This window comes from Leifsonia sp. KNZ12-8B, from assembly GCF_056755495.1.
The window spans coordinates 12,946-32,876 of sequence record NZ_JBPGXM010000027.1 but is presented as its reverse complement, the minus strand read 5'-3'; the positions used below and the strand labels follow the sequence as shown (position 1 = coordinate 32,876).

The following is a 19,931-nucleotide window of genomic DNA, read 5'->3' as shown; positions in this document are numbered from 1 at the left end:
GGACCCTGTGGGAGAGTAGGACACCGCCGGACTTCTTCGTGAAATGGCCACCCAGTGCTGGGTGGCCATTTTCCGTTAACAGGTCCAATGTGCGCCGCAGGCGTTGATGCCGCGCGGAGCGAGAACCCGCCGCCGGGCCTTCCGGCATTTCGATAGGAGCAGTTGTGACGGACAATCCGGCAGACGACGACAACGACCGGTCCCGGGGCTCCCGTCAGCGCCGCGATTCGGGCGACCGGAACGACCGCGCGCGCGACGATCGCGGAGGCCGATCCGGCGCACCACGGGGCGGCGCCTCGCGAAGTGGCGCCCCGAGGGGCGAAGGCGGCTGGAGCGGCGACCGACGGGGCGCGGAGCGCGGCCGGCCGGGCGGAGACAAGCGTTCGAGCGGAGACAAGCGCTCGACCGGTGATAAGCGGCCGGGCGGCGACAGGCGTCTGAACGGCGACAACAGCTACAGCGGTGGCGGCGATCGCGCACGGCAGGGCGACCGCCGCGATGCCGGCCGTTCCGGCTCCGGCTGGGGCGGTGCTCGCGGTACCGGTGGACCGCGCGGTGCTGCTGGTGGTCGGGATGGAGGCGGTGCCCGCCGTGCAGGTGGGGACCGCTGGGAGCGTGGCGACAGCAACCCTCGTCGTGCGTCCGGCGACCGCTGGTCGAGCGGCGACCGCACGGCTAGCGGCGACCGCTGGTCGGGCGGCGACCGCAGGGCTGCCGGCGACCGCAGGGCTTCCGGCGACCGGAACACGGACGGCAACCGCTGGTCCAGCGGCGACCGCACGGCTGGGGGAGACCGTCGGCCGAGCCGTGACCGTGACGGACGCGGCGGCCACGACGCGAAGTACGAATCCCGCGGCGCGGCGCCCCGTGGCGACCGCCGCACCGGGTCCTTCGACCGTTCGGAGCGTGGTGAGCGCGGCGGGGTAACGCGCGGGGCTTCGCGCGGTCGTGGCGACGACAAGCTGTGGACGCGCGGCGGCCGTCCCGCGCGGGGCGATCGGGACGCTCGCGATCGCGAGTTCCAGGAAGACGCCGAGGCGGCTCGCGCCCGCGAGTTGCGCGCGGTCCGTCCGCGCCACGACGACCCCGAGATCCCCGAGAGCGTCGAGGCCCGCGATCTGGACAAGGCGGCGCGCGTCGAGCTCAAATCGTTGAGCAAGGACAACGCCGACTGGGTCGCTCGGCACCTCGTCATGGCCTCGCGTCTCATCGAAGAGGATCCCGGACTCGCCCACCTGCACGCGCTGTCCGCCGCGCGGCGGGCCGGCCGCATCGCCGTCGTGCGCGAGACGCTCGCCATCACGGCGTACGCGACCGGCGACTTCGCGCTCGCGCTGCGGGAGCTACGGACGTATCGGCGCATCTCCGGCTCCAACGACCAGCTTCCGCTGATGGTCGACAGCGAGCGCGGCGTCGGGCGACCGGACCGCGCGCTCGAGCTCGGCCGGTCGGTGGAGCGATCCAGCCTCCCGAACGATGTGCAGGTGTCCCTCGCGATCGCGATGTCGGGCGCTCGCCTCGATCAGGGGCAGCCGGAAGCCGCGCTCGCGGAACTCGAGATCCCGCAGCTCGACCCGGACCGTGCCTTCAGCTGGAGCCCCGACCTTTTCCACGCGTACGCGGAGGTCCTCGAGGAGCTCGGCCGGCACGCAGACGCCGAGACATGGCGCACGCGAGCGCTGCGGGCAGAGGCGGCGCTCGACGAGGCCACCTCCGCCGGTGAGCACGAGACGATGGACATCGTCGAGGAGGACTTCCTCCCCGAGGGCGTCTTCGCGGACGACGAGACCAATGACGCGGCTGCGGACGAGCACGAAGACCGGGCAGAGGGCGAGAGCCAGGAAGGTGACCAGCAGGATGGCGCTGTTCCGACGGAGGAGTGAGCCGGTGGCACCGCTCGACGGTGTCGATGTGGTCCTGGCCGACCTCGACGGGGTCGTCTACAAGGGGCCGGACGCCATCCCTTACGCCGTGGAGAGCCTTAACAGCGCGGCGGAAACCGTGCGAGTCGGTTACATCACGAACAACGCTTCCCGGACGGACGCCTCCGTCGCCCAGCACCTCACCGAGCTGGGACTCTCGGTGCAACCGGCTGACGTGGTTACGTCGCCGCAGGCGGCCGTGCGGCTGCTGAGCCAGCACGTCGATCCCGGCTCCACCATCCTGGTGGTCGGAGGCGATGGGCTCGTCGACGAGGTGCAGAAGGGCGGCTTCAGCGTGACGCGGTCGGCCGATGACGAGCCTGCCGCGGTCATCCAGGGCTTCGCACCCGACGTGGGCTGGGAGCAGCTCGCGGAGGCGGCGTTCGCGCTGCAGGGCCGGTCGGACACCGAGCGTCCGTGGATCGCCACCAACACCGACTGGACCATCCCCGTCGCTCGCGGGATCGCCCCGGGCAACGGCACGTTGGTGTCGGCGGTCCACACCGCTGCGGGACGACTCCCGCTCGTGGCCGGCAAGCCCGAGGTCGCGATCTTCGAGGAGGCCGTCGCCCGCTTCGGAGCGCAGCATCCGCTCTTCATCGGCGACCGCCTCGACACCGACATCCTGGGCGCCAACCGCGCCGGCATCGCCTCCGTCCTGGTGCTCACGGGCATCGATGGCGCGAAGCAGCTGCTGGCGGCGGACGCCGAGTCGCGACCGACGTACATCCTGAGGGATCTCCGCCAGCTCACGGAGCCATATCCCGAGACGCAGATCGCCAAGAACGGCACGGTCACGGTCGGCGAGGCGAAGGTCGCGATCGAGGGGAACGACGTCCGCATCCTGAGCGAGGGGTCCGACGAGCTCGACCTGCTGCGCGCCGCCAGCGCGGCGATCTGGAACTCCGGCCGTGCGATCTACGGCCTGGAGGTCCCGGAGCGCCTGTACAGCTGAGCGCCCCTACAGCTGAGTGCACGTACAGCTGAGCGGCCGGCTTCCGGCGGTCAGAGTGCTGTGGACCGTTCGAGGAGGCGGTAGCAGCGCCGCACTCGATCGAGCCACCAATCGCGACGGTCGGAGGGCGACTCCAGCTGAGCGAGGCGCGCGGACGACACCGACGGGCGCGTGACGGGGATCCGTCCGTCCACGGGGATGAGCGGCTGGTCGGCGACGTCCGTGGTGAACATCGCGACCGTCCCGAGCCCGCAGTCGAATGTCAGCTCGGGCACCGCGGCGGCCAGGTGCGCGCCCATCGCGATGCCGACGGACGTGTCGATGGCGCTCGAGACGACGACGGGAAGGCCGGCCTCGGCCACGATGCGCAGCGCCGAATGCACCCCGCCGAGCGGCTGCGCCTTCACGATCAGAATGTCGGCGGCGCCGGCGCGGGCCACGGCCAGCGGGTCGGACGCCTTGCGCACGCTCTCGTCGGCCGCGATCGGGATGTCCATGTAGCGGGTGCGCGTGCGGATCTCGGCCAGCTCCTCCACCGATGCGCACGGCTGCTCGACGTACTCGAGGTCGTAGGGCGCCAGTGAGTGGATGGCGTGCTCGGCCTCGTCGACGTTCCACAGTGCGTTCGCGTCCACGCGGATCCGGCCCTCTGGCCCGAGTCGCTCGCGCACGGCCCGTACGCGGGCGACGTCGTCCTGCAGCGTCTGCCCGGGCTCCGCGACCTTCACCTTGGCGGTGCGGGCACCGGGATAGCGGTCGAGTACCGCGGCGACGTCCGCGGCGGGGATGGCGGGCACCGTCGCATTCACCGGGATGGTGTCGCGGAGCGGAGCGGGCGCCTCCCGCCAGCCGAAGTCGATGGCCGCATGCAGCCAGGCGGCCGCCTCTTCGTCGGCGTACTCGATGAAGGGTGAGAACTCGGTCCAGCCCTGAGGACCTTCGAAGAGGACGGCCTCTCGCGCGGTGATGCCGCGGAAGCGGGCCACCATCGGAAGCGTCACGACTCGCGCGGTTGTCAACAGGTCGGCGAGCTCTGGCACCATCCCACAAGTTTGGCACGCGCTGATCGGCGCGGAGCGGCCGATCGTAGGCTGGGGGCATGTCAGCAGCAGTCTCAGAGATCTTCGACCCGTCGCAATGGCGGCCCGCGCCCGGTTTCGGGTCGCTGACCGATATCACCTACCATCACGACGTGTCGGGTCGGATCGCCCGCGTGGCGTTCAACCGGCCGGAGGTGCGCAACGCGTTCCGCCCCCACACGGTCGACGAGCTGTACGCCGCCCTCGAGGATGCGCGCACGAATCCGCGCATCGGCGTCGTGCTGCTGACGGGGAACGGGCCGAGCCCGAAGGACGGCGGGTGGGCGTTCTGCTCGGGTGGCGATCAGCGCATCCGCGGCCGTGACGGGTACAAGTACGCGGAGGGTGAGACGGCGAGCAGCATCGACGCGGCGCGCAGCGGGCGGCTGCACATCCTCGAGGTGCAGCGGCTGATCCGCTTCATGCCGAAGGTGGTGATCGCCGTCGTGCCCGGGTGGGCGGCCGGCGGCGGGCACTCCCTCCACGCCGTGTGCGACCTGACGCTGGCGAGTGCCGAGCACGCACGGTTCAAGCAGACGGACGCCGACGTCGGGTCGTTCGACGGAGGGTATGGCAGCGCCTATTACGCCCGGCAGATCGGTCAGAAGCTGGCGCGGGAGGTGTTCTTCCTCGCGCGGGAGTACTCCGCGCAGCGGGCGTACGAGATGGGCGCCGTCAACGCGGTCGTGCCGCACGCCGAGCTCGAGAATACGGCGCTCGAGTGGGCCAGGGAGATCATGGGCAAGTCGCCGACGGCCATCCGGATGCTGAAGTTCGCGTTCAACGCGGTTGACGACGGCATGGTGGGGCAGCAGGTGTTCGCGGGCGAGGCGACCCGGCTCGCCTACGGGACCGATGAGGCCGTGGAGGGGCGCGACTCGTTCCTCGAGAAGCGGTCGCCGGACTGGTCGCCGTTCCCATGGCAGTACTGAGTGTGCGATCGCCGGGGGCTGTGCGGGGGCGGCGATGACGCGGGCGGTGCGGGTGGTCGACGCCGAGCGCCCGGAGGAGGTGCTGGTGGCGTTGCGGGCGGCGCTGGCCGGAGCAGGGCCGGCCGTGGTCCCGCGTTCGGGCGCGGCGCCGGGTGGCGGGTGGCCGGCCGAGGATGAGCGGGTCGCGCAGAACATCTCGGTGGTGATCGAGACCTCCGGGTCGACCGGGGTGCCGAAACGCGTCGCGCTGTCGACGGACGCGCTGCTGGCGAGCGCGGCCGCATCCGCGGGCGCCATGGGTGGTCAAGGACAGTGGCTGCTGGCACTGCCGGCCCACTATGTGGCGGGCGTGCAGGTGCTGGTGAGGTCGCTCGCGGCCGAGACCGAGCCGGTCGTCTACGGGAGCGGGCATTTCGATGCGGAGCGGTTCGCGGCGGTCGCCGCTGAGATGGAGCACGACCTCCGCTTCACGTCGTTGGTCCCGGTTCAGCTCTCACGGCTGGTGGAAGCGGCGGAGGCGGGGAGCAGCCGGGTGACCGATGCTGTGCGGCGCTTCGACGGCATCCTGGTCGGCGGGCAGGCCCTCACGCCGGTGTTGCGCGAGAGGGCGGAGGCGCTCGGGGCGCGCATCCTGAGCACGTACGGGTCGAGCGAGACGGCAGGAGGATGCGTCTACGACGGCGTTCCGATCGGGCCGACCGTCGCGCGAGAGGTCGACGGGATGCTCGAGATCAGCGGTCCCACCCTGGCAGAGGGGTACGTCGGCGATCCGGCGCGGACGGCCGCGGCCTTCTACGAGCACGATGGGCTGCGCTGGTACCGGACGGGCGATCTCGGTCGGGTCGAGGAGGGGCGGGTGACCGTCCTGGGGAGGGCGGACAACGTCATCATCTCCGGTGGCGAGAAAGTGTTGCTCGATGCCGTGGAGGCGGTGGTGCGCGGCATCGACGGGCTCGCCGGCGCTGTCGTGGTCGGGGTGGACGATCCGCAGTGGGGGCAGGTGCCCGTGGTCGTGGTCGGCGAGGAATCGGCGGTGGAGCGTGCTGTTGCCGGGTCGCGGGAGCTCGCGGTGGTGCGCGAGGTCGTCGCGGGACGGTTGGGGCGTGCCGCGGCGCCGGCGCGGATCCTGCGGGTGGCGGCGATCCCGCAGCTGAGCAGCGGGAAGCCTGATCGGCGTCGAGTAGAGGAGCTGGCACGGCGGGGCGGTGAATCGGACGGCGGTCCGGCGGGCTCCCGCGCGGGGTCAGGGGCATAGGCGATGTTGTTACGATTCGCACTGTGATGAGCCAGAACAAGCCTCGAATGCAGCGGATGACGCCGACGCCGGCCAGGGGGCCGCGCGGGGGCAGGAGCGGTCGGCCGGGAGCCGTGTCCACTGCGGTGAAGCCTGCGACCGCCTCCGACTGGATCGCCGGGGCGCGCATCCGGACGCTTCCGCTGGCCATCGCTCCCGTCCTCATCGGCGTCGGTGCGGCGAAGGTGGCCGAGGGGCCGGGGGTGTGGCATCCTGTCCGCTCGCTGCTCTGCCTCGCGGTCGCTGTGCTGCTGCAGATCGGCGTCAACTACGCGAACGATTACTCCGACGGCGTGCGCGGAACGGACGAGTTCCGCGTCGGTCCGGGGCGCCTGACCGGCTCGGGCAAGGCGGCGCCGCGAAAGGTGCTCACGGTCGCGCTGGTGTTCTTCGGACTGGCGGCCGTCGCGGGGCTCGTGCTGGTGATCCTCACCCAGCACTGGTGGGTGCTCCTCGTGGGCGCGGCGGCCATCGCGGCCGCGTGGTTCTACACCGGAGGCAAGCGGCCGTACGGGTACTACGGCCTCGGCGAGGTCTTCGTCTTCGTGTTCTTCGGGCTCGTGGCCACAGCCGGGACCACCTACATGCTCGCGGGCACAGTCAACCAGGAGGCCTGGTACGGCGCGATCATCGCCGGGCTCATCGCCTGCGCGGTGCTGATGGTCAACAACATCCGCGACATCGAGCCGGACAAGCAGGCCGGCAAGCGCACCCTCGCCGTGCTGCTCGGGCGCGTGGGCTCGCGCATCGCGTTCTGCGTGCTGCTGCTGGTGCCGTTCGTCATCCTCGCCGCGCTGGCGCTGTTCTACCCGATCGCCTGGTACGGGATGTTCGCGTTGCTCGCGGCGATCCCCGCGTGCGTCATCGCGATCTTCGCCAAGACGCCCCGTGAGCTGGTCACGGCTCTGCAGCTCACCAGCATGACGGGGCTGCTAGTCGGAATCGCGCTCGGAGCGGCCTTCGCGTTCTGAGGTGACGGTGGCGCCGTCGATGGTCGCGTCGTCGATGGTGGCGCCGTCGATGGCGGCGTCCTCGGCGTCGGCGTCGGCGGACGGGGCAGGCTTCTCACGGTGGCGGGCGGCGTAGAGCTCGGACGACACCGCGTTCCGCGGGCGGCTCAGGAAGATGTACGAGAGGCACAGGCCGATCAGGGCGGCGGCGATGACGGCCAGCCACCAGACCACGCCGACCAGAAGCAGGATGGCGAGCGGCACCGCGAACACCAGCAGGCGCAGCACGGTGTAGGTCAACCAGGAGGGAATCCGCTTCACCCTCACAGCTTAGGCACGCACCCTGAGAGTTACGATTGACGCATGGTTCGCCTCTGGATAGTCCTCGGCGTCGCTGCCGCGGTTTTCTACATCTATTCGGTGGCAGACTGCGCCCTTTTCGACCGTTCGCGAGTGCGCGGCCTACCCAAGCCCCTGTGGCTTCTGGTCATCATCCTCTTCCCCGTCATCGGTGGAGTCCTCTGGTTCCTGATCGGCCGAGGGCGTCGCGGCTCCGCCGCGCAACGCCGCGTGTCCGCACCGGATGACGATCCCGAGTTCCTGGGCAAGCTCAAGCTCGACCACGACCAGGAGGAGAGGATCCGCCAGCTCGAGAAGGAGCTCGCGGAACTCGATGACAACGGCACCGACCCCGACCAAACCGGCCGACGGGATGGGTGACCGCCCCACGACGGCTCCGGCCTCCGACACCGCGAACATCGAGACGGCATCCAGCGGCACCGCGAACAGCGACGACGCATCCACGGGTGCCGCATCCACGGGCACCGCATCCGCGGGCACCGCATCCGCGGGCACCGCATCCATCGACCTCCCGAGCACCGGGAATCCGGCGACCGACTTCTCGATCGCGCTCCTCGGCGGGCTGATCCGCGCGGGCGTGCGGGACCTCGTCGTGAGCCCTGGCTCGCGTTCTCAGGCGCTGGCGCTCGTCGCCGCCGAGCTGGAGCGGAGCGGGGCGGCGCGCCTCCACGTCCGGATCGACGAGCGGGTCGGCGGGTTCCTCGCGCTGGGGCTGGCGCGCGAGACCGGCGCTCCCGCGGTCGTCATCACCACGAGCGGGACGGCCACCGCCAACCTCCACCCCGCGGTGCTGGAGGCGCACGAAGCGGGCATCCCGCTGATCGTGCTCACGGCGGACCGGCCCGCCGAGCTGCGCGGCATCCGCTCGAATCAGACGACCCAGCAGGACGGGCTCTACGGTGAGGTGGTCCGCTGGTCGGAGGACGTCGAGGCTCCCACCGGCGCGGAGGACGAGCGTGCGCGGGCCGACGCGCTCGCGGTCGGCGCGGTGGAAGCCGCCGTGGGCGCTCAGACGGCCGACCCGGGACCCGTGCACCTGAACGTCGGGTTGCGGGAGCCGCTCTCGGTCGCGGTGCCCGCGCTCGACGGGCTGGTGGGCGGGTCGCTGCGGGCGGTCGCCGGTCCGGAGGCGCTCGACCGTGACATCCTGCACCTCGACGCCGGTCCCCGGACCGTGGTGATCGCCGGGGCGGACGCCGGCGAGGAGGCCGAGCGGCTCGCCCGCGAAGGCGGGTTCCCGCTGCTCGCGGAGGTGTCGAGCGGTTCGCGGTTCGGACCCAACCTGGTGCCGGCGTACCGTGAACTGCTCCGCGAGGAGACCTTCGGCGGTCGCGTCGAGCGCGCGATCGTGTTCGGGCATCCGACGCTCAGCCGTGAGGTGCCCGTGCTCCTCACCCGGCCGGACGTGGAGGTCGTCGTCGTCGCGCCGACGGGTCGCCAGGCGTACAACCCCGGACACCGGGCGCGCATCGTCGGCGGCGTCCAGCCTCCCGACGTCGACCTCCGCTCGCCGGAGGTGCGCGGCTGGGTCGGCAGCTGGGTGTTCGCCAGCCGTCGCCTCCTCGAGCAGTCGGCACAGGCGGGGGACCCCGCTGCCGCCGCGCCCGACGTCGACAAGGCACGCTCCTACGACCCGGCGGACGCGCTCGCGTTCGCGAAGGCCGAGCTCGCCGCCGTGCGCGCCCCCATCACCCGCCCCCTCCTCGCCGAGGCGCTCTGGCGCTACAGCTGGCCCCACGACCGGCTGGTGCTCGGCGCCTCCCGGCTGATCAGGGACCTCGACCGGATCGCGCCGGGCAAGCGGATCCGTGTGCACGCCAACCGCGGCCTCGCCGGGATCGACGGCACGGTGTCGACGGCCCTGGGAATCGCGATCGCGAGCCAGTCGGCCGCGGCGGCGACCGACGCTCCCGGCGGCGTGACGCGCGTGCTGCTCGGCGACCTCGCGCTGCTGCACGACGTCGGGTCGCTGCTGCTCGGTTCCGGAGAGACGCGCCCGCACGTGCAGGTCGTGGTCGGGAACGACGGCGGCGGCACCATCTTCGACGGGCTCGAGGTGGCTGCATCCGCACCGGCGACGGCGTTCGACCGAGTGCTCTACACGCCGCAGCAGGTCGGCCTCGCGGCGCTCGCCGCGGCCTACGGGTGGGACCACCGCGTGGCGCGCACGAAGGGCGAGCTGGACCAGGCGTTGTCGGCGCCTCCGCCCGGCCTGAGCATCGTCGAGGTCCCGCTGACCCGGTGACGGGGGTCGAGGGTACTGTGCTCGCCATGAGCGACAACAGCGAGCAGAGCCCGGCCGGCGACGACGTCCTGGGGGCGCGCGGAACGGACGAGCAGAACCCCGCCAGCAAGGACCCGGCGGAGTGGGTCACCGGCGACGAGCCCATGACGGCGTCGCAGCGCAGCTACCTCGACACCCTGGCGCGCGAGGCCGGTGAGGAACTGCCGGCAGACCTGACCAAGGCTCAGGCGTCGACCGAGATCGACCGGCTGCAGCAGAAGACCGGGCGCGGGCAGGGCTGAGGCGCCTAGCGGCCGGGGTCGGCGCGCCGCTCGTCGTCGGCCAGGTCGTCGGCGAGCTCCTCCGGCGTCAGGCTGTCGCCCGCGGTCGGGGTGCGGAAGGGAGGCCGCGGAGCGTCGACGTGGACCGGGTCGCTGTCCGCGTCCGGGCCGGCGTCGCGCGAGCGGACATCGGCGGCGCCGTGGGTGCGGTTCGCAGGCTGGAGGACGTCCACGTCGCGGTCCAGATTGTGCTCGCGCGGATCCGGCTCGTCGCGGGGCTCGTGCGCGGGGAGGAACGGTTCGGACATCGACATGCGCAGACCGTGCCACGGCGAGGTGACGCGAGGGTGAACGAACCGGACAGCAGGTCAGTCCCCGGGCCGCCAGCGGCCTCCCGCGACCGCTCCGAAGCGGAGCTCGGGGAAGTGCGCTCCGGCGCCGGTGACCCCGGGTTCGGCGAGGAGGCCGCAGAGGGAGCGGCGGGTCTGCTCGGCGAGCTCCGCATCCACGTCGCCCATCGAGTGCCAGCCCGCCTCGGCCAGCTGCTCGGGGGCGGTGATGGCGTCGCCCAGCAGAAGGACGCGCCGCCCCGCCGACGAGATCGCGACGCAGAGGTGGCCGGGGGTGTGACCGGGCGCCGGCACGGCCTCCACTCCGGGGGCGACCTCCGCGCGCGTGCTCAGCGGGCGGAGGACCGACGGCGGGAGCGACCGCAGGCCGGCCTCGATGTGGGGCGCCATCTCGCCGGGGCCGTCGACGAAGTGGTCCCAGTCGTCCGCGCCGAACCAGATCGTGGCAGACGGGAAGACCGGGCGTGAGGCCAGGTCGAACAGCCAGCCGACGTGATCGGCGTGGAAGTGCGTGCAGATCACGTCGGTGATGTGATGCGGCCGCACGCCGAGGGCGCGGAGGCCGGTCAGGAGCTGGCCGCCGACGAGCCACATCGCGTCGGGCAGGGACTGCATGTCGGGGCCGAGGCCGGCATCCACGAGGACGACGCGGTCACCGGTTCGCACCAGGAAGCAGCCGATCGGCAGCCAGGCGGCGCCCGCCCGGTCGAACAGGCCTGGCTCGGCGCCGGCGGTCGCATCGGGGTGGAAGTAGGAGGGACGCGCGACGAAAGCGCCGTCCGAGACCGGGTCCACCCGGATCGTGCCCACCTGCATGGGGTCAGCATAGAGGGGGTCGGCGGCGGGTTCTGGCGACCACCGACACAATCCCGAGCCGCTTGACGCGCCTTCGGATTATCGGCTCCCTACAACGATCGGGCGGTGCCGTTGAGGAATGGTTACCCTGGCGGCGTGCACATGATCTTCCGGACGATGCTCCACTTCCTCCTGTCGAAGTTCGGTCCGCGACTCGGTCACTGGGATGTCGCGCGCACGCGGTTCCGGGTGCTGCCGACGGACCTCGACATCCTGAACCACATGAACAACGGCGTGTACCTGTCGATCGCCGACATCGGGCGGTTCGACATGCTCTCGCGCAACGGGGTGTGGGCGATCTTCAAGCGGAGGGGCTGGTACCCGGTCGTCGCGTCCGAGACGATCTCGTTCCGGAAGTCGCTGGAGCTGTGGCAGCCGTTCGTGGTGGAGTCGCGCATCCTCGGGTTCGACGAGAAGGCCGTCTACGTGGAGCAGCGGTTCACCGTCGACGGCGAGATCTACACGCAGGCGTTCATCCGCGGGCGCTTCCTCAAGCGCGGCGGCGGGGTCGTCACCATCGCGGAGCTGCTGGAGGCCGTGGGACCGTCGCCGACCGACGTCACGGTGCCCGAGTGGCTGCGCGAGTGGGGCGTCGAGGCCGCACTGCCCTCCACCCGCGTGGAGGCGCCCAGCGTGTGGAGCGAGTGACGTGGTGACGTCGCCACTGTCAGGCGCGTGACGTAGCATGCCGTCCATGTCCGCCGTGCTCCCCGCTCCCGCCTCGCGGGCGGAGCCGGCGGCCGAGACGGTCTACCGCCCGGCGCAGCCGGTCGACATGCCCGGCACCCTCGCGCTCCTCGGGCGCGGGCCGTACGACCCGACGACGCAGTGGGACCTGCGCGGGATGTGGCGCACCTGGCGCACGCCGCACGGACCGGCGACGCTCCGCGTCCTGCGCCCTGCCGCCGACGGGTCCATCGCCGCGGCCGCGTGGGGTCCGGGCGCGGAGTGGGCGATCGCGGGCGTCCCGCGGCTGCTCGGCAGCGAGGACGACTGGGCCGGCCTCGACGTGAGCGGTCACCGGCTGCTGCGCGACAGCCTCCACCGCAACCCCGGACTGCGGTTGGCCCGGACGGGGCAGGCGCTGGAGGCGCTGCTTCCGGCGATCATCGAGCAGCGCGTGACCAGCCTCGAGGCGTACCGGTCGTGGGCGCGGCTGCTGCGCTGGTACGGCGAGCCCGCTCCCGGGCCGGCACCCGACGGCATGCGGGTGGTGCCGACACTGGAGCAGTGGCGCGGCATCCCGTCCTGGGACTGGCACCGGGCGGGCGTCGACCCGCGGCGCGCCCGGACCGCGCAGGCCGTGATCGCGGTCGGCCGGTCGCTGGAGCGTGCCGCCGAGCGCGCCTCCACGCTCGACGAGGCGGCGGCCGCGCTGCAGACGGTGCCGGGGGTCGGCCTCTGGACGGCGGCGGAGACGCTGCAGCGGTCGCACGGCCACCCCGACCTGGTCAGCGTCGGCGACTACCACCTGGCCCATCAGGTCGGTGAGGCGCTGATCGGCAGGCGCGTCGACGACGACGGGATGCTCGAGCTGCTGGAGCCGTGGGCCGGACACCGTCAGCGGGTGGTGCGGCTGATCTTCGCCAGCGGGTTCCGCTTCCAGCGCCGCGGGCCGCGGATGACCGTGCAGGACCACCGCTGGCACTGAGCCCGGGTGGTGCTGAGCGGGTGGCACTGAGCGGGCGATGCTGGGCGCGGCCCTGAGAGTCAGCCGAGGGTGCCGTCGCGGTGGGCGGCGGCGTGCTCCGTCCTGATGTCCTGCGACATCTCGCGGCACAGGGTCTCGTAGTGCTCCAGCATGCTGGGGTAGTAGTCATCCCAGCGCGGGAGCGGGCGCCCGTCGTGGGCCGCCAGCATCCGATCGAGGTAGTAGTCCCATCCGACTCCGATGTCGGCCTCGCCGGTCAGTGTGCGCAGGCGCTGGCCGAAGGTCACGGTCGTGTGGCCGCTCGCCTCCGTCAGGTGCACGTACATGCGCCGCGATTCGCCCCCGTGGCCGACGTCGATGTGGAGGCGGTGCGGGGCGGCGCACTCCATGATGGCGACGTCCTCCCACGGGGCGTCGGCGGCCTCCGCGGTCATGCGGAACTTCACCGCGCCCGTCCGCGGGGTGCCGGTGAACTCGCCGATCCACTGCTGCAGATAGCCGCTGCGGCTGAAGTAGGCCCACACCTCCTCGATCGGCGCTCGCAGGATGCGGTCCACGACCACGTAGACGCCGTCGTCCTTGCGGACCAGTCGACCTGTCGGTTGCGGCTGCATGGTGACCTCCCGGTGAGTCAGTCCCCGATGACCCTCACCTTAGTCATGCGAACGCGAAACCGGCAGGGGCCTCTCGCGGTGACCCCTCCGCCGCGGCGCTCAGCCCTCGAGCACCGCCATCGCGGCGTTGTGCCCGCCCAGCCCGCTGACCGCGCCGCCGCGACGGGCGCCCGAGCCGCACAGCAGGATGCGCGGATGGCGCGTGGCGACGCCCCAGCGCTGGGCCGGGGTGTCGAGCGGGTCGCCGTCCTCGGCGAACGGCCAGGAGAGCGGGCCGTGGAAGATGTTGCCGCCCGGCATGTTGAGCGCACGCTCCAGGTCGCGCGTCGTCTTGGTCTCGATGCAGGGCCGGCCGTCGGCGTCGGTGAGCAGGAGGCTCTCGACCGGCTCGGCGAGCACGGAGTTCAGGGAGGCGATCACGGCATCCTGCAGCCGCTGCCTGGTCGCGTCGTTGTTCTCGTCGGTGAGCCAGCGGTCGGGCGTGTGCAGGCCGAAGACGGTGATCGTCTGGGCGCCGGACTCGGCGAGCTCGGGGTCGAGGATGGTCGGGTCGGCGAGGGTGTGGCAGTAGATCTCGCAGGGGAGGAGGTCGGGCATGACGCCGCGGACCATCCCGGAGTACGCCTCCTCCAGCTGGGTGTACGTCTCGTTGATGTGGAAGGTGCCGCCGAAGGCCGCCTCGGGCGAGACGGACTCGTCGCGCAGGCGGGGGAGGCGCTTCAACAGGAGGTTCACCTTGACCTGCGCGCCCTCGGCTCGGGGACGAGGAGGCTCGGGCCGCTCGCCGAGGAGCGCGTCGAGCACGTCCGGGGCCGCGTTGACCAGCACGTGCCGGCCCTCCACCCTCCGCTCGTGGCCGTTGCGCACGTACTCGACGCTGCCGTCGGGGTGGATGGCCGTGACCTCGGCGCCGGTGACGATGCGGGCACCCGCCTCTCTGGCCACGCGCGCGAGCTCGCCGGTGACGGCGCCCATGCCGCCGATGGGGACGTCCCACTGGCCGGTGCCCTGGCCGATCACGTGGTACAGGAAGCACCGGTTCTGCGCCAGCTCGGGGTCGGACAGGCTCGCGAAGGTGCCGATCAGGGCGTCGGTCGCGACCACGCCGCGCACCAGGTCGCTCGTCAGGCGGGACTCGATGACCTCGCCGATCGGCCGCTCGATCAGCGCCTCCCACAGCTCGTCGTCGCCGACCAGCGCGCGGGCCTCGGAGCGCGTCAGCAGCGGCTCGGTGACCGTCGGCCAGAGGGCGCGGGCTGCCGCGCCGGTCGACGCGTAGAAGGCGTCGAACGCCTCGGCATCGGCGGCGGCGCCGACCCTGGCGAAGGAGGCGGCGGTCGCCTCTGCGTCGGTGTTGTCGACGAGCAGCCCGGTCTCTGGGTGGCCGGGAACAGGCGTGTACGAGGAGTAGCGGCGGTGGGCGAGCCGGATGTCGAGACCCAGATCGTCGATGATCCGCTGCGGGAGCAGGCTCACGAGGTAGGAGTAGCGCGAGAGGCGCGCCTCCACCCCGGGGAACGCCTGGGCGCTCACGGCCGCGCCGCCGACATCGTCCAGCCGCTCCAGGAGGATGACGCTCCTGCCCGCCCGAGCCAGGTACGCCGCGGCCGTCAGCCCGTTGTGCCCGCCGCCGACGATCACCACGTCGTGGGAGGGGGCGGAGGCGTGGGAGGACGAGGCGAGGTCGGTCATGGAACGAGCCTAAAGCGTCCCTTCTGCGTCCACAGGAGGGGGTTCGATGGGAGTTGTCCACGACTTGCGCCCGCCCCTTCGTCGGGCGTGCGGCGGACGAATACAGTCGAGGCATGGTGGAACACACGGACGGGGTCGAGACGCGCCCGGCTCAGCTGGCTCAGGAGGCCGTGGAGCTCGTGCGCACCTGGCTGGCCGAGAGCGCGCGGGGCGAATCGGCCCATGCCGACCCGGCGGCCGAGCGGCTGGCGGGGGTGCTGCGCGATCCGCACGGGCTGGAGTTCGCCGTCGGGTTCGTCGACGGGGTGGCGCGGCCGCAGGATCTCTTCGTGGCGGGGTACAACCTGCAGCGGGTCGCCAAGGGCATCCCGTCGTTCCTGCCCTGGTACCTCCGTCTCGCCCTGTGGCTGGGCGGGGTGTTCGGGCCGGTGCTGCCCTGGCTGGTGGTGCCGATCGCGCGCCGGGTGCTGCGGCGCATGGTCGGTCACCTGGTGGTCGACGCGACGCCCGACCGGCTGGGTCCGTCGATCGAGCGGCTGCGGTCGTCGGGCGATGTGCGGCTGAACCTCAACCTCCTCGGTGAGGCGGTGCTCGGCGAGGCCGAGGCGGCTCGCAGACTCGAGGGCACGCGTGCGCTGCTGGCGCGCGACGATGTCGACTACGTCTCGATCAAGGTGTCGTCGATCGTCCCGCAGCTGTCGATGTGGGCGTTCGACGAGAACGTCGACCGTGTCGTCGCGCGGCTGCTGCCGCTGTACGAACTGGCCGCCGCCTCCCCGACGCCCAAGTTCATCAACCTCGACATGGAGGAGTACCGCGACCTCGATCTGACGCTCGCGGTGTTCATGGACCTGCTCAGCCGGCCGCAGCTGATGAACCTCGAGGCGGGGATCGTGCTGCAGGCGTACCTCCCCGACGCGCTGGACGCCCTGCAGAGGCTCACCGAGTGGGCGACGGAGCGGCGGATCGCCGGTGGAGCGACGGTGAAGGTCCGCCTGGTCAAGGGCGCCAACCTCGCGATGGAGCGCGTGGACGCGGCGTTGCACGGCTGGCCGCTCGCGACTTACGGCGACAAGCAGTCGACCGACGCCAACTACAAGCGCGTGCTCGACTGGGCCCTCACGCCGGAGCACACGTACGCCGTCACGCTCGGGGTGGCCGGTCACAACCTCTTCGACGTCGCGTACGCCTGGCTCCTGGCCTCGCGCCGCGGGGTCACGGAGCGCGTCGACTTCGAGATGCTCCTCGGGATGGCGACCGCGCAGGCGGAGGTCGTCAAGCGGACGGTGGGGCAGCTCCTGCTCTACACGCCCGTCGTGGATCCGCACGAGTTCGACGTGGCGATCTCGTACCTGGTCCGGCGGCTGGAGGAGAATGCCAGCCCCGAGAACTTCATGTCGTCGGTGTTCGAGCTGGGGAGCGACCCGTCGGCCTTCGAGCGCGAACGAGAGCGCTTCCTCGCCTCCGTCGCTCAGCTGGAGGCCGACTCGCTGCCGCGCGGCGCCGCTCCGCTGCCCAACCGGCAGCAGGACCGCACGCACGAGCGGGAAGAGGCGACGGCACCGTCCCTCACCCGGCCGCCGGCCGCTCCCGAGGAACCCTCGGAGGATGCCGGCCCGGCCCACGAGGCCGAGGGGCTGACCAGCGTGGTGCTCGGACTTACGCGCGGATCGAGTGGGCTCGGGGAGACCGGGGCGCTCGACGGAGCGATGCTCGGCCGCAGCGGGGACGCCGCAGCGGATGTCACTGCGGATGTCACTGCGCCTTCCACTGCGCCGGCCGGGGACTTCCGCAACGCCCCGGACACCGATCCGTCGCTGCCCGCGAACCGTGCCTGGGGGCGCCGGATCCTCGCGCGGTCGGCCGACTCCGACATCGGCGCAGCGACCATCGCCGCGGCCGTCATATCCGACGAGCGGCGGCTGGAGGCGGCCATCCAGAGCGTGCGCGCCGCCGGAGCGGAGTGGGGAGCGCGCAGCGGGGCCGAGCGCGCCGCGATCATCGACCGTGCCGGGCACGCCCTCGAGGCCAACCGTGACCGGCTGATCGAGGTGATGGCGTCTGAGACGGGCAAGACCATCGCCGAGGCCGACCCCGAGGTCAGCGAGGCGGTCGACTTCGCCCACTACTACGCGACCCTCGCGCGTGAGCTCGACACCGTGCAGGGCGCGCGGTTCGTGCCATTGGCGCTCACCGTCGTCACCCCGCCGTGGAACTTCCCGGTCGCCATCCCGGCCGGCTCGGTCCTGGCGGCGCTCGCCGCGGGCAGCGGCGTCATCATCAAACCGGCCCCGCAAGCCCGGCGGTCGGGAGCCGTGATGGTGGAGGCGCTCTGGGAGGCGGGCATCCCGCACAACCTGCTCCGGCTCATCGACGTGGCGGAGGACGACCTCGGTCAGCGGCTGGTCGCGGACCCGCGCGTCGACCGCGTGATCCTCACCGGGTCCTTCGACACGGCGCGCCTGTTCCGGTCCTGGCGGCCCGACCTGCCGCTGCTGGCCGAGACGAGTGGCAAGAACGCGATCGTCGTCACGCCGAGCGCCGACATCGATCTCGCCGTGGCGGACATCGTCAAGAGTGCGTTCGGGCACGCCGGGCAGAAGTGCTCGGCGGCCAGCCTGGTCATCCTCGTCGGGTCGATGGCCCGGTCGGAACGATTCCGCAACCAGCTGATCGATGCGACCACCAGCCTGCGCGTGGGCTATCCGAGCGACCCGACGAGCCAGATGGGGCCGCTGATCGAGCCCGCTTCCGGCAAGCTGGCGCACGCCCTCACCTCCCTCGGCGCCGGGGAGGAGTGGCTGGTCGAACCGAAGCCGCTCGACGCCACCGGGCGGCTGTGGTCGCCGGGCATTCGCGCGGGTGTCCAACCGGGCTCGTACTTCCACCTCACCGAGTTCTTCGGGCCGGTCCTCGGGATCATGACCGCGCGCACGCTCGAGGAGGCCATCCGCTACCAGAACGCCATCGAGTACGGGCTCACCGCCGGGCTCCACTCCCTGGAGTCGGAGGAGCTCGGGCTCTGGCTCGACACCGTCGAGGCGGGGAACCTGTACGTGAACCGCGGGATCACGGGTGCGATCGTGCGGCGTCAGCCGTTCGGCGGCTGGAAACGGTCGTCCGTCGGGGCGGGCGCCAAGGCGGGCGGCCCGAACTACCTCATCGGGCTCGGCTCGTGGGAGCCCGAGCAGGGGCAGTCGAGCCGCAGCCTCCACCTGCGAGGGCTGGAGCCGCGGGTGACGCAGCTCATCGAGTCGGGTCAGGCGTCGATGGACTACGCGGCATTCGACCTGGTCCGGCGTTCGGCGCTGAGCGACGCCATCGCCGTCGCGACCGAGTACCACCGGGTGAAGGACGTGTCCGGGCTGGGTGTCGAGCGCAACCTGTTCCGGTACCGGCCGGTGCCGGTCACGATCCGGCTCTCCGAGGGCGCGACGCTCCCGGAGCTGCTGCGGATCATGGCGGCCGGGACGGTCGCCCGGTCCCGGTTCAGCGTCAGCACCGCGACCGCCCTGCCACGTGCCGTGCACCAGGTGCTGAAGGACCGGGAGGTCGACGTGGTCGTGGAGTCGGATGCGCACTGGCTGTCGCGCGTCCGCTCGCACAAGGTGGCGGCACATCGTATCCGGCTCATCGGCGGCGACCGCACTGCGCTGGCGGCGGCGCTCGGCGGGAGTCCCGACGTCGCGATCTACGCGGGGCCGGTGACGGCGTCCGGGCGGGTGGAGGTGCTGCCGTTCCTCCACGAACAGGCCATCTCGATCACCAACCACCGGTTCGGCAACCCGACCCGGCTGTCGGAGGGGGTGATCTGACGGCTGTCGCGACCGCCATCCGACGGGATCCGACCGGATCGGGCGGGCGTACGCTGAGGCACATGACGACTTCCGAGAGCTCCTCCGTTCCTGCTGCCGCGCCGGGCGTCCCGGCGGTCCCGCTCAACTCGGGCGGCAGCATCCCGCAGCTCGGGCTCGGGACCTGGCCGCTCGACGACCGCGAGGTCGAGCGGGCGGTGATCGAGGCCGCCGGCATCGGGTACCGGCACGTCGACACGGCGGCGAAGTACGGCAACGAGACCGGCGTCGGCCGCGGCGTCGCGGGCAGCGGGATCGCCCGCGAGGAGTGGTTCGTCACCACCAAGCTCGACGGCCACTACCAGGGCGACGACAAGGCGATCGGCGGCCTCGACGAGAGCCTCCGCAAGCTGGGGCTCGACTACGTCGACCTCCTGCTCATCCACTGGCCGCTCCCGGCCCGCGACCAGTTCGTCTCGACCTGGGAGACGTTCATCACGCTGCGCGAGCAGGGCAAGGCGCGGGCGATCGGTGTCTCCAATTTCAAGCCCGCGCACCTGGACCGGCTGATCGCCGAGACGGGGGTCGTACCGGCGGTGAACCAGATCGAGCTGAGCCCGGCCATCCAGCGCCGCGAGCAGCGCGCGTACGACGCCGAGCACGGCATCGTGACCGAGTCGTGGAGCCCCATCGGCGGAGGATCGGGCGACCTGCTGTCCGCACCGGTGCTGGCGGAGCTGGCGGAGAAGCACGGCCGGACACCCGGGCAGATCGTGCTGCGCTGGCACGTGCAGAACGGGCTGGTCGCGATCCCCAAGTCCAAGAGCCCGGAGCGGATGGCACAGAACCTCGCGATCTTCGACTTCGAGCTGGACGAGGACGACCTGGCCGCACTCGACACCCTCGACCAGGGCCCGGACGCCGGGGTGGACTCGGACCGCTCCGGGCACTGACGCGGGCGAGGACTCCGTCGGCGCA

18 protein-coding genes are annotated in these 19,931 nt (G+C 72.0%); 12 read left to right on the top strand and 6 right to left on the bottom strand.

Translation table 11 applies throughout. From position 1 onward, the window contains the following. Positions 1–164 precede the first annotated feature (164 nt). Together ACR9ZG_RS06525 and ACR9ZG_RS06520 are read left to right on the top strand one after the other, a co-directional pair. Complete coding sequence (locus ACR9ZG_RS06525) at positions 165–1,883, top strand: hypothetical protein (protein WP_481284012.1); 1,719 nt, start codon at positions 165–167, stop codon at positions 1,881–1,883. Further along, complete coding sequence (locus ACR9ZG_RS06520; RefSeq protein WP_481284011.1) at positions 1,858–2,877, top strand: HAD-IIA family hydrolase; 1,020 nt, start codon at positions 1,858–1,860, stop codon at positions 2,875–2,877. The genes ACR9ZG_RS06525 and ACR9ZG_RS06520 overlap by 26 nt, the downstream gene beginning before the upstream one ends. Positions 2,878–2,927: 50 nt before the next feature. Here ACR9ZG_RS06520 and ACR9ZG_RS06515 read toward each other — a convergent pair whose 3' ends face one another. After that, positions 2,928–3,920, bottom strand: a complete 993-nt coding sequence (locus ACR9ZG_RS06515) for an o-succinylbenzoate synthase (RefSeq protein ID WP_481284010.1) — start codon at positions 3,918–3,920, stop codon at positions 2,928–2,930. Between the two features lie 56 nt (positions 3,921–3,976). Between ACR9ZG_RS06515 and ACR9ZG_RS06510 the strand changes: the two genes are divergently transcribed. Genes ACR9ZG_RS06510 through ACR9ZG_RS06500 form a run of 3 tightly spaced genes read left to right on the top strand, consistent with a single transcriptional unit; the run spans position 3,977 to position 7,153 of the window. Then, positions 3,977–4,888 (top strand): 1,4-dihydroxy-2-naphthoyl-CoA synthase, encoded by a 912-nt coding sequence (locus ACR9ZG_RS06510; protein ID WP_481284009.1) that lies wholly within the window; start codon positions 3,977–3,979, stop codon positions 4,886–4,888. 34 nt (positions 4,889–4,922) lie between these two features. After that, on the top strand, positions 4,923–6,143 hold the full coding sequence (locus ACR9ZG_RS06505; RefSeq protein ID WP_481284008.1) for an AMP-binding protein: 1,221 nt from the start codon (positions 4,923–4,925) through the stop codon (positions 6,141–6,143). Between the two features lie 26 nt (positions 6,144–6,169). Next, positions 6,170–7,153: a 1,4-dihydroxy-2-naphthoate polyprenyltransferase gene (locus ACR9ZG_RS06500; protein WP_481284007.1), complete on the top strand. Its 984-nt coding sequence runs from the start codon at positions 6,170–6,172 to the stop codon at positions 7,151–7,153. Here the strand turns inward: ACR9ZG_RS06500 and ACR9ZG_RS06495 are convergent. Next, a complete protein-coding gene (locus tag ACR9ZG_RS06495) occupies positions 7,115–7,453 on the bottom strand; it encodes a DUF4229 domain-containing protein (protein WP_481284006.1) in 339 nt (112 codons plus the stop codon). The genes ACR9ZG_RS06500 and ACR9ZG_RS06495 overlap by 39 nt on opposite strands. A 42-nt stretch (positions 7,454–7,495) precedes the next feature. Here ACR9ZG_RS06495 and ACR9ZG_RS06490 point away from each other — a divergent pair, with 42 nt between their 5' ends. From ACR9ZG_RS06490 to ACR9ZG_RS06480, 3 genes are read left to right on the top strand one after another with little or no spacing between them, the layout of a single operon-like run. Beyond that, positions 7,496–7,852, top strand: a complete 357-nt coding sequence (locus ACR9ZG_RS06490; protein ID WP_481284005.1) for a PLD nuclease N-terminal domain-containing protein — start codon at positions 7,496–7,498, stop codon at positions 7,850–7,852. Continuing rightward, a complete protein-coding gene (gene menD / locus ACR9ZG_RS06485; protein WP_481284015.1) occupies positions 7,845–9,737 on the top strand; it encodes a 2-succinyl-5-enolpyruvyl-6-hydroxy-3-cyclohexene-1-carboxylic-acid synthase in 1,893 nt (630 codons plus the stop codon). Before ACR9ZG_RS06490 ends, menD begins: the two co-directional genes overlap by 8 nt. A gap of 26 nt (positions 9,738–9,763) precedes the next feature. Next, positions 9,764–10,018: a DUF3072 domain-containing protein gene (locus ACR9ZG_RS06480; RefSeq protein ID WP_481284004.1), complete on the top strand. Its 255-nt coding sequence runs from the start codon at positions 9,764–9,766 to the stop codon at positions 10,016–10,018. A 5-nt stretch (positions 10,019–10,023) separates the two neighbouring features. On the opposite strand, the gene ACR9ZG_RS06475 is transcribed toward ACR9ZG_RS06480, so the two are convergent. Together ACR9ZG_RS06475 and ACR9ZG_RS06470 are read right to left on the bottom strand one after the other, a co-directional pair. Further along, positions 10,024–10,311 (bottom strand): hypothetical protein, encoded by a 288-nt coding sequence (locus ACR9ZG_RS06475; RefSeq protein ID WP_481284003.1) that lies wholly within the window; start codon positions 10,309–10,311, stop codon positions 10,024–10,026. A 54-nt stretch (positions 10,312–10,365) separates the two neighbouring features. Further along, complete coding sequence (locus ACR9ZG_RS06470; protein ID WP_481284002.1) at positions 10,366–11,163, bottom strand: MBL fold metallo-hydrolase; 798 nt, start codon at positions 11,161–11,163, stop codon at positions 10,366–10,368. Between the two features lie 141 nt (positions 11,164–11,304). On the opposite strand from ACR9ZG_RS06470, the gene ACR9ZG_RS06465 reads away from it, so the two are divergent. Beyond that, on the top strand, positions 11,305–11,850 hold the full coding sequence (locus tag ACR9ZG_RS06465) for a thioesterase family protein (RefSeq protein ID WP_481284014.1): 546 nt from the start codon (positions 11,305–11,307) through the stop codon (positions 11,848–11,850). 46 nt (positions 11,851–11,896) lie between these two features. After that, the gene (locus ACR9ZG_RS06460) at positions 11,897–12,853 is read left to right on the top strand and encodes a DNA-3-methyladenine glycosylase family protein (RefSeq protein ID WP_481284001.1); all 957 of its coding nucleotides are present in this window, start codon (positions 11,897–11,899) and stop codon (positions 12,851–12,853) included. A 59-nt stretch (positions 12,854–12,912) separates the two neighbouring features. Here the strand turns inward: ACR9ZG_RS06460 and ACR9ZG_RS06455 are convergent, their stop codons facing one another. Together ACR9ZG_RS06455 and ACR9ZG_RS06450 are read right to left on the bottom strand one after the other, a co-directional pair. Continuing rightward, positions 12,913–13,467 carry an SRPBCC domain-containing protein gene (locus ACR9ZG_RS06455; RefSeq protein WP_481284000.1) on the bottom strand — a complete coding sequence of 185 codons (555 nt, stop codon included), beginning with the start codon at positions 13,465–13,467 and terminating at the stop codon, positions 12,913–12,915. A gap of 99 nt (positions 13,468–13,566) precedes the next feature. After that, positions 13,567–15,159, bottom strand: a complete 1,593-nt coding sequence (locus ACR9ZG_RS06450; RefSeq protein WP_481283999.1) for a phytoene desaturase family protein — start codon at positions 15,157–15,159, stop codon at positions 13,567–13,569. Between the two features lie 113 nt (positions 15,160–15,272). Here ACR9ZG_RS06450 and ACR9ZG_RS06445 point away from each other — a divergent pair, with 113 nt between their 5' ends. Continuing rightward, complete coding sequence (locus ACR9ZG_RS06445) at positions 15,273–18,974, top strand: proline dehydrogenase family protein (RefSeq protein ID WP_481283998.1); 3,702 nt, start codon at positions 15,273–15,275, stop codon at positions 18,972–18,974. A 62-nt stretch (positions 18,975–19,036) separates the two neighbouring features. After that, positions 19,037–19,906 carry an aldo/keto reductase gene (locus ACR9ZG_RS06440; protein WP_481283997.1) on the top strand — a complete coding sequence of 290 codons (870 nt, stop codon included), beginning with the start codon at positions 19,037–19,039 and terminating at the stop codon, positions 19,904–19,906. Positions 19,907–19,931: the final 25 nt, after the last annotated feature.